Source organism: Paenibacillus agricola, from assembly GCF_011440305.1.
GTDB lineage: Bacteria > Bacillota > Bacilli > Paenibacillales > NBRC-103111 > Paenibacillus_S > Paenibacillus_S agricola.
Map to the genome: position 1 here is coordinate 1 of NZ_JAAOIW010000050.1, position 8,486 is coordinate 8,486.

Below are 8,486 nucleotides of genomic sequence, written 5' to 3' on the forward strand. Positions count from 1 at the left end.
CTTAAAATATTGCGAGGAGTGCTTGAAATATCACTTCCATAGTATTTTTCATCAACTAATGATTATCAGACATTGCCCTTACCACGAAGATGTAAAATTAAGGGACACTTGTGTAAGCTGCAATAAAATAATTCTTTATTCATTTAAGTATCGTTACCACTATCAATGCTCGTGTGGCTACCGCATTACAGCTGATAACAATCGCAGCTGGTCAAATTGGGACAAAGGATTTGAAATTAAAAATGACATAATTATTTGGAGATATTTGAGCGATGATAAATAATATTCTACAACCAATGCAAAATGTAAGAGAATCGGACAATGTTTGTGTCGTCGTCGTCCGAGAATAGAAAGGGACTAAGCTATACCAGCTAATAGCTTGTCAAGATTCCCAGTAAAATGAACTTAAATAATATGGTATAGTTAAAATAAGCATGCCAAATAACCCTCCAAGTCATCTACGTTTTGGAAGGTTATACCAGTAATGTGGGTTAAGTTGAACGGAATGCCTTTTTATTTCTCAAGATGGCATAATGGACTTCTGTCAAGATAGTAGACACAGATTTTATGCTCACACAGCCAGATCCTGAAACGTACGTTCATAATCAGAAGGCGTGTTGTACCCAATCGAAGAATGGATACGTTGGTTGTTGTAAAACACTTCGATGTACTCAAAGATGCTCTTTTTCGCTTCTTCCCGTGTTTCGTACTTATGAAGGTAAATCCATTCCTTCTTCAGGACACTATGAAAGGACTCGATGCAAGCATTGTCATAGCAGTTCCCCTTACGACTCATGCTGCCCACCATGCCATAGAGCTGGAGTTGTTTCTGGTAATCCAAGGAGGCGTACTGGCTTCCACGATCCGAATGGTGCAGCAACCGCTGGCCAGGGTGTTGGCGTCCATAGGCTTGTTTTAATGCCTGTAGAACCAACTCCTTGGTCATTCGTTCACTCATGTGCCAGCCCACGATCTTACGGGAGAACAGGTCCATAACGCTCGCCAAATAGAACCAGCCTTCATTTGTGGATACATAGGTAATGTCCGTCACCCACTTCTCATTAGGCTTGCTTGCCGTAAACTCACGGTTCAGTACATTCTCTTGAACGGGCAGCGAGTGCTTGGAGTTGGTTGTCGCTTTGTATTTTTTCACCGTTTTGGAACGGATCCCATTGGCTTTCATAATCCGGGTCACTGTACGCTCAGAGATCGAGATGCCATTCTTCTTTAATTGCTGGGTGACCTTGGGGCTTCCGTAAATCTGCCTGGATCGTTCATACACTTCCTTGACTTGCCCTGTCCATTCTTTGTGCTGGCGCTCACGGTTACTCTCGGGGCGCCCTAACCACTTGTAATAGCCGCTACGCGAAACGTTCATAATGCGGCACATCTTCTCCAGTCGGTATTCGGAGCGGTGTTCATAGATGATAGTCAGGTTCTTGTCATCCGACAGTAGTTGGTATTTCACACGCTACTTTTTCCCCAATACATATGCACAAAATCAGAATTTTGTACATATGTATTCCAGCTTTTTGGAATAAACCAATCACATGCATAAGGTGATGTCGGAGGACAAGAATAACTATCGATAAAAGACAAGAAGTTGTACAGTTTTCTCTCTGCTCTTTCATTACAACAAAATAAAGCTGCTGGCGCAATGCCGGCAGCGCTTTTGTATAGAGTTAACTATATATGTATGGTGCTGCCGCCAAACTCACGATCTTCATTGCTTGCTGCTAGAGACCATGTCAGTTCGCTTACGTCAGTAGTTTTCTAACATACTTATCGACATATCGCTGCAGTTCTTTATTCTGCTCAGTGGGGTTATTATACACCATCATAGCCACTGCTGGTGGAGTATACGATTTCATTTTGCGAAGTGCATGTTTTGATGCCCCAGTTATAAACAGACACTTGTATTTAAAGGGCTCTGTGGTTTCAGGTTTGAAATAGCATTCAATTAGAGTGCCATCACCTGGAGCCACACTATAATTAAATGCCATTTGCGGAAAACTGCATTCAACCATTTGATTTATTTGATGCCAGTTAGGTACTCTGACTTCACTAACCCCTTTCCCTGCTTGCTGTAACCATTGTCCGAAAAAGTTGAAGCAGAAATTCGCCTGCAGTATTCGGCACATTGTTAGACTTGTAGACAGACATATTATCGATACTGCCAACAAATCCTGTTCTCATTACATTTGCATCCTTCGTATATCTAGGATCTTTCACCAAGAGTCCATAAAAGAAAGCAGGAACAACAACAAAGCGATCCCCTTCTGGCACATCGTTTTCATCCAAGATAACTCCCAAATCCACAAGGTAATCATAGGCTGTTGCTGAAGTCGGAACAATAGGCGTTGTATCATTTCCAATCACATTTCCCGCTTTCACTTCCGTATAAAATCCTGCGATATATTGATCGACCACATTAGCCAAACCATAGGATGCTTCTACGATCCCTCCGCTTAACAAATCCACATTGGCCTGTGCTGCGTCAACATCATCTACGGTAAAGTTATAAAACTTTGCTTGGTCGATGGTTAGCGTCTTTTGTGCAGAATCCAGCTCCTGCGGATTACCAATTCCAGTTACTTTATCATAGGTTCCAATCGTGACTGCACCAATGGAGTTAATTTTAACCGTTGATCCTTGACCAGCGATTTCACCTTCGTAATCCGTATTAACAATATTTCCATAAACCAGATTTTTCTTAAAACTTTCATTTAAACGTGCGCTCCATATTGTTGGAATAAAATTAGTTACTGACATTTATATCACCATATCCTTTTCATTTTTTATTGTTTGTTTTGTAAAGCCAATTTGACTTGATCCCAATTCTTGTTGATTTCATCGGACGACATGCCTTTAATAGCATCCAATGTGAAAGCTTTACCTGTTGAATCCGCAGGGGGAGTATAGCCATCCCCTTTGAGCCTTTGTTCGACTTGCTGTTGCACCGCCAATTGAAGCGACTGTTCAAACGCAGTTAGATTGGCTGTCGTTGTAGACTCATCTGCTCCAATAAAAAAATCCACTAACTGGAGTGGAAGTTTCTTTTCAGATGCAGTTTTAATCGCTTGGCTGGTTAATCGTTTTCACGCTGCTTCTCCAGTTTCATATTCTCCACTTCAGCACGAAGCTTCTCCATCTCGATTTCCTTCTCATCTTTCGCAGGGAAACGCTTCTTAATTTCAGCGTCCAACAATCCTTCAAGTTGATTAGCTTTCCATGTCTCCAGCGATTTCGTGGTACGTTTATCCACGGTGCTATCGAACCAACTCTTGGCTTCCTTATCAGTTTGGATCAATTGCTCGATACCTTCAACGCTGATTGGATTCAAACCCTGAAGATATGCTCTCACTTCCTCTTTCGTGCCATTTGCTTCAATAAATTGTTTCACTTGTTCCAAATCCATTTTCATTAATCTCCTTTGATGCCCATTCGACTCGTCTGAACCAAACACGCATTTCTATGTATTTTTGTAGCAGTTTAATGTCTTGCTCAGGACAATGATGTAACGCATTAGAAATGACAAAAACGAGGATAAGGAACAAATACCCTACCTCCTCATTTTTGTCTATTATAAACCCTTGATTTATATAGCTTTTCAAACCCTCTAAAGCGTTACATCAAGCCTCTTTTTGTCTCAGTTTTCGAACTCGTAATTTAATCTTTTCTTTTGCATTTTGTTTCTTGCATTTTTCACAATAAGATTGCCGATTAGAATTTGCCTCGAATGTAGTCCCACATTTCTTACAATTAACCTTCGGCTTCGCTATCTGGCTATCGACTTCCATATTCCGTTCCAATTTATACTCACGCTCCAACTTTTGATCTGTTGGTAGCACTCCATTTTCAAAATATCGACAGTTAGGAATAGGATTCCCCTGATCAAAAAAGACACATGAACCATCCTTCCAGCAACAATAATTCGAGATGCCATGCTTATCACCCAGATAGGAGGCACAATTATGTTTGACGAGTTGTTTGATTTTGTTTTTATTTTGCATTTGGCACATCCTGAGTCGTATCAGCTAATCGTTGCTGTTCAGTATGATATTTATTCAGCTCTAACTTCGGATTCTCCACAAAAGGAAGCAGAGTAAGCAACGTTTCCTTTGAGCAGACATCCTGTAACTTTACGATTACATCAGCCAATCCCACCAAATCTGTCGGTAGGTTCCTTGTAAACTTAACAGCAATATCTCGATAATCATATTGAACACCTTCCTTTTTCTGGAGGTACGTGAAGAAGTTACGAATCCTGTTCTTAATCACTTTCTCCATCATCGCTTATCTTATCGCCACTCGATTTTCTAGATTAAGAAGCTTATTCCGCAACGCTAACGAGGACGTATTACTTGCCCAATTTTCATTGAAGTTGACCTGATCCATCATGTCATAAATTTTATGTTCCAGATTATCCAACTCATTTTTTACAAACGAATCATTGATCTCCTTGATCAGCCACGTTACTTTACCACCAACAGGAACTTGGATGATCCCCATCTTCTTCATTTTTAATAAATCCTCTTCTTCTAACTTGGCATTCTCGATAACCAGATAAGAATTACGATGATCGGCAATTTCATTGACCAAATCTGAATTGAGCGCATTGTAGGCATCAAATAAAGAAATCACATCCTGAAAGCCGCATTTCCGCTCAGTATTAGCTGGGCAAGAAATGACAGGTACTCTTCCAAAGATGTGATTGTGTTTACCGATATACTGGAGATCTGTTAACTTACTCTGTTTCATAAGACTATTTTTCTTGCTGCCTGACAATTCATAGTGCAGGATTTCGTTATCCGTATATACATCCAAGTAAATTTTATCATCAAATCGCCTTGTAAACTTGTGGATGGCCAGCATTACATTACGATCTGCTGTTCCATCCTCCAACACATAAGCATTCTGCGGTGTTAATACGGTTGAAGCGAATTGTCCATCGGAATCAATATAATTCAACTCATAGCTTTCACCGTAAATTTCACTCTGCTTCCGAAGATTAATATTGTGTTCCTTTTCCCAATGGCTCATATTAAAATCAAGCTTTTGAACCACTTCATCATTATCTGATTTGGAAACGTAATTTACTGGCTTACCGAGAATATAGCCAACTTCATTGTCCACAAACTTTCTCGGAGATGAGCTTTCGATTGCTTCGGCTTTCTTGCATCGCGTAATCCTTGAGAATCGCGTGATCTCCATTGTAATAGTTGGAGTATATTTGCTTGGTTAGTGCTGCTTGATTGAGTTCATTTAGGCATTCAAGAATAAGTGCTTCATTTATTTCCATACTTTTGCTTCCTTTCAAAATAGGCTATGTAATTGTTGTTTGTTAATTTTTGCATAAATAAAAAAACCGCCTTTAAAAAGGCAGTTCCTTATTGCACTAACGTTACCCGGGAGCGTAACAATCGGCCGATGTAGCATCCGGTTGTCTCAGCTTGAACTATTAATCCTGTTATTACCGCAGGGTTAACCTGTGTAGAAACAAAAATTTTGAGATATTTAATATTCACTAAAAAAAGAAGTCTGTTAGACTTCTTCTAGTGGATCTAGCTCATATGATCGATCTCATTTACTTTCCGAATTCGTTAAAACGGCCACATATCCGCTTAGCCTAGAGGTCAAGGAATCAAGTTCTTCGATCAAAGCGCTCAACCCTTCGGCTTCATGCGCTTGCCCCTGCACCGCCGCAGAGATTTCGTTAAGACGCTGCGTTATGCCGTCAATCCCGTTTCCGATCTTATTGAGCGAATCCGAAACCTGAGTTGTGGCATCCTTGGAATTGTTAGCCAGCTTTCTGATCTCTTGGGCCACGACGGAAAAGGTTCTGCCGTTTTCCCCGGCTCTGGCTGCTTCAATGGCGGCGTTAAGACCCAACAAATTCGTCTGCTGCGCGATTTCTGCGATAAAGCTGATGACGTGGTCGATTTCTTTTGAATTGCTGTTCACCACATTCGAGTTTGTTGTTATCTCTTCGATGCTTGCGGATAATTCCTCGGTTTGAGCGGATAGAGAGTGGGACCGTTCCTGTATATTCCCGCTGATCTTCTCCAACATTCCGACCACATTAAGCATTTCAAACTCTTTTTGAAGGCTGATTCCTACCGCCAAAACACCGACCAATTCATTATTTTCGAATATAGGCGATGCAACTGAGCGAAATGGGGGTCCATATTCCGGCGGAGATATCATGGAATAGCGTTTCCCCGTACTTTTGGCAGTTCCAAGGGAGTCGTGTTCATGAAACGGGTCGCCGTACTTTACGCCTGCATCCAACGTTTTTCCGGGAGAACAGTAGAGGAATTTTTCCGTATCTGCCACTGCAAATATGATGTCCTCTTCCGCTAGTAAGGCCGTTAATTCAGGTGCTACATCCAAAAGCTTTTGTATTTTCGGGGATAACTGATCGTGATATTGAGACATAGCTGATTTTCTCCCTGCAAGTTTATATTTTCAAGTATATTTACACTATTTTAGCATATAGGTTACAAAGGTGTTAGTCAAAATACCGCTATAAATTCCATTCTTATCTATTTACTTGTGTGATTCATAGAAAGTAATAATAAACCACCCTATGTTTTGGCATGTCGTGATGCTTTTCAACTGACGCGTTCCCTATTTCCGGCATAACGGACATACAATATGCGAAAAATCCTTACGTAAATCTGCCAGTTAGCTTAACGAGGTTGGATGAAATAAACATTGAGTTTTAACTTGTACCTTTAAAATAATAAACTGCGATCATAAAACTTCAGACTCTTAACCGACTGAATCAATTGAACAGCACCATATAAACTATCAGGAGCATCGTCATATTTGCAGTTGCGATTATAATCCTTTATTTGGTTATTGTAACGTATATTCGCTGAATTAAACAAGATATGTCCCTTTTTCACATCAGGCTCAAGACTAATAATCCGTTCATGTTTCTGTCCTCGACTATTAACGCTTTCAACAGTTGTAAATTTCTTAGCCTTCCATAACTCTTCCTCAAACTTTTGCTTCATGTAACTCTGAGCTTGGATCGTCTCAAAACCTATTTTATCTACAGGATATGTATTCAACTTTTCTACAGCCACTTGGAACAGATCATCTGGCAGTAGTTTATAAATATTACCGTCAATCACATATAACTGTTTCGTTTTACGATGCTGTCCTAAAATTGTGATTGCTGAATAATCATTTTTCTTGCCGGCTTTAATGGCTGGATCAATATACATGACAATTTCCATCTCATCAAATTCAGGTAGTCTATCCCAATACTCAAGATGTTGAAATATGTAATCGTCCGTTGAGCGTGGATCGTTCTGAAGTTCCTTCTGAAAACTATTGATACCCATGGCTTGGCGTTTACACATTAGATAATAGTACTCTAAGTATTCACTCCATAAAATCTCCGTACCTTCTAGCATTTCATCTTTATGGGCAATAAAAAAAGACAAGGCTGTATTAATCCTGTCTTCATCCTGTAAATTATTATATTGTTGCTCCCACTCTGACCACAAATCATCTCGATCCGAAAATTGGACAACTGCTGCTTTACGGATACTTCTGACTCCTGGTATCTTTCCTTTGAGTAAATCAGCCATGATATCTTCTTCATTTAGGATTGTACCGCAGATTAAAATATTTGTATCCCTTGTACCAATTGGCAAAACGACATCAGTAAAGGTGCTTTTAATCTGATCACGTTTCGTTTCTGATTTGGCGGTATCATCCTTGAGTAAATCATCGAGTAGAACCAAAGTTGGACGATGATGCTTGTAATGGATACCACGAAGTGAACCATCTACTCCACGAATCATAATGCATGAATCTAATCCACTTTTACTTCTAAGCCATATTTCATTATTGTTCCAGCGACTTCCTTTACGGATTCCGAAATCTTCAATCAGCATCGTATTCGTCTCAAGCTCATCCTTGATCATATCCAAGAATGGCAAGGCTATAATTTCTGTAGCCGATATAATTAGGGTAAATTGTGATTTATCATAAAGAGTTGCATACAGTGGAAATAAAAAAGAACTGATCGTAGACTTTCCGTGTTCCCGAGGGAGTCCGAAAGCTGTAATCAGTCCAGTATTGGAGAGCATATGTTTTAACTCAGCAAATAGTTGACGGTGAAATTGGCCGAATTCTCGATCAAAATATTTAGGGAAATAGCAGAGGGCAAAATACTCGATATCCATTTCACCAATTAATTTGCGGAGTTCTGAGAATGAGAATGCTTCAATTAGCTGCTTAATTTTGGGTGGTTTAAAATGCTTCTCCATGTACTGTTTGAGAAGTTGTGTTTGGCGTTGTTGTTCTTGGTTTATTGTTTCAATTGTAGTTACTCCTTCTAGCACGCCTGTTGATTAACCATTTCATGGGAAATCATCAATCGACAATAGTGTCGTCTGGGCAAGAATCCATTGAATGTGGACTTTCCATTCACCAAGACTGTATTTTCCGTTGTCCCGAACAAAGTA

The 8,486-nt window shown here is 40.0% G+C and carries 8 protein-coding genes and 1 pseudogene; all 9 read right to left on the reverse strand.

Annotated features, from left to right (window positions below; translation table 11 throughout):
• Positions 1-571: 571 nt before the first annotated feature.
• Positions 572-1,468 (reverse strand): IS3 family transposase, encoded by an 897-nt coding sequence (locus G9U52_RS38740; protein WP_166158775.1) that lies wholly within the window; start codon positions 1,466-1,468, stop codon positions 572-574.
• 596 nt (positions 1,469-2,064) lie between these two features.
• Entirely contained in the window at positions 2,065-2,772 is a 708-nt protein-coding gene (locus G9U52_RS38745; RefSeq protein WP_166158777.1) for a major capsid protein, read from the reverse strand.
• 26 nt (positions 2,773-2,798) lie between these two features.
• Positions 2,799-3,038: a capsid assembly scaffolding protein Gp46 family protein gene (locus tag G9U52_RS41235; RefSeq protein WP_311765000.1), complete on the reverse strand. Its 240-nt coding sequence runs from the start codon at positions 3,036-3,038 to the stop codon at positions 2,799-2,801.
• Between the two features lie 50 nt (positions 3,039-3,088).
• The gene (locus G9U52_RS41240; RefSeq protein WP_279538869.1) at positions 3,089-3,418 is read right to left on the reverse strand and encodes a capsid assembly scaffolding protein Gp46 family protein; all 330 of its coding nucleotides are present in this window, start codon (positions 3,416-3,418) and stop codon (positions 3,089-3,091) included.
• Between the two features lie 214 nt (positions 3,419-3,632).
• A complete protein-coding gene (locus G9U52_RS38755) occupies positions 3,633-4,022 on the reverse strand; it encodes a cysteine-rich VLP protein (RefSeq protein WP_512699221.1) in 390 nt (129 codons plus the stop codon).
• Positions 4,003-5,136, reverse strand: a pseudogene (locus tag G9U52_RS38760) (phage portal protein). Before G9U52_RS38760 ends, G9U52_RS38755 begins: the two are co-directional and overlap by 20 nt.
• On the reverse strand, positions 5,126-5,302 hold the full coding sequence (locus G9U52_RS40680) for a hypothetical protein (RefSeq protein WP_243767815.1): 177 nt from the start codon (positions 5,300-5,302) through the stop codon (positions 5,126-5,128). Before G9U52_RS40680 ends, G9U52_RS38760 begins: the two are co-directional and overlap by 11 nt.
• Before the next feature lie 281 nt (positions 5,303-5,583).
• On the reverse strand, positions 5,584-6,438 hold the full coding sequence (locus G9U52_RS38765; RefSeq protein ID WP_166158781.1) for a methyl-accepting chemotaxis protein: 855 nt from the start codon (positions 6,436-6,438) through the stop codon (positions 5,584-5,586).
• Positions 6,439-6,737: 299 nt separating this feature from the next.
• The gene (gene terL, locus G9U52_RS38770; protein WP_311765001.1) at positions 6,738-8,363 is read right to left on the reverse strand and encodes a phage terminase large subunit; all 1,626 of its coding nucleotides are present in this window, start codon (positions 8,361-8,363) and stop codon (positions 6,738-6,740) included.
• Between the last annotated feature and the right edge of the window lie 123 nt (positions 8,364-8,486).

What these genes read in the sequence shown, in the direction of transcription:
- G9U52_RS38755 (WP_512699221.1), bottom strand. Translation starts at nt 4,022, where the DNA reads ATGTGCCAAATGCAAAATAAAAACAAAATCAAACAACTCGTCAAACAT.
- G9U52_RS40680 (WP_243767815.1), bottom strand. Translation starts at nt 5,302, where the DNA reads ATGGAAATAAATGAAGCACTTATTCTTGAATGCCTAAATGAACTCAAT.
- G9U52_RS38765 (WP_166158781.1), bottom strand. Translation starts at nt 6,438, where the DNA reads ATGTCTCAATATCACGATCAGTTATCCCCGAAAATACAAAAGCTTTTG.
- G9U52_RS41240 (WP_279538869.1), bottom strand. Translation starts at nt 3,418, where the DNA reads ATGGATTTGGAACAAGTGAAACAATTTATTGAAGCAAATGGCACGAAA.
- G9U52_RS38745 (WP_166158777.1), bottom strand. Translation starts at nt 2,772, where the DNA reads ATGTCAGTAACTAATTTTATTCCAACAATATGGAGCGCACGTTTAAAT.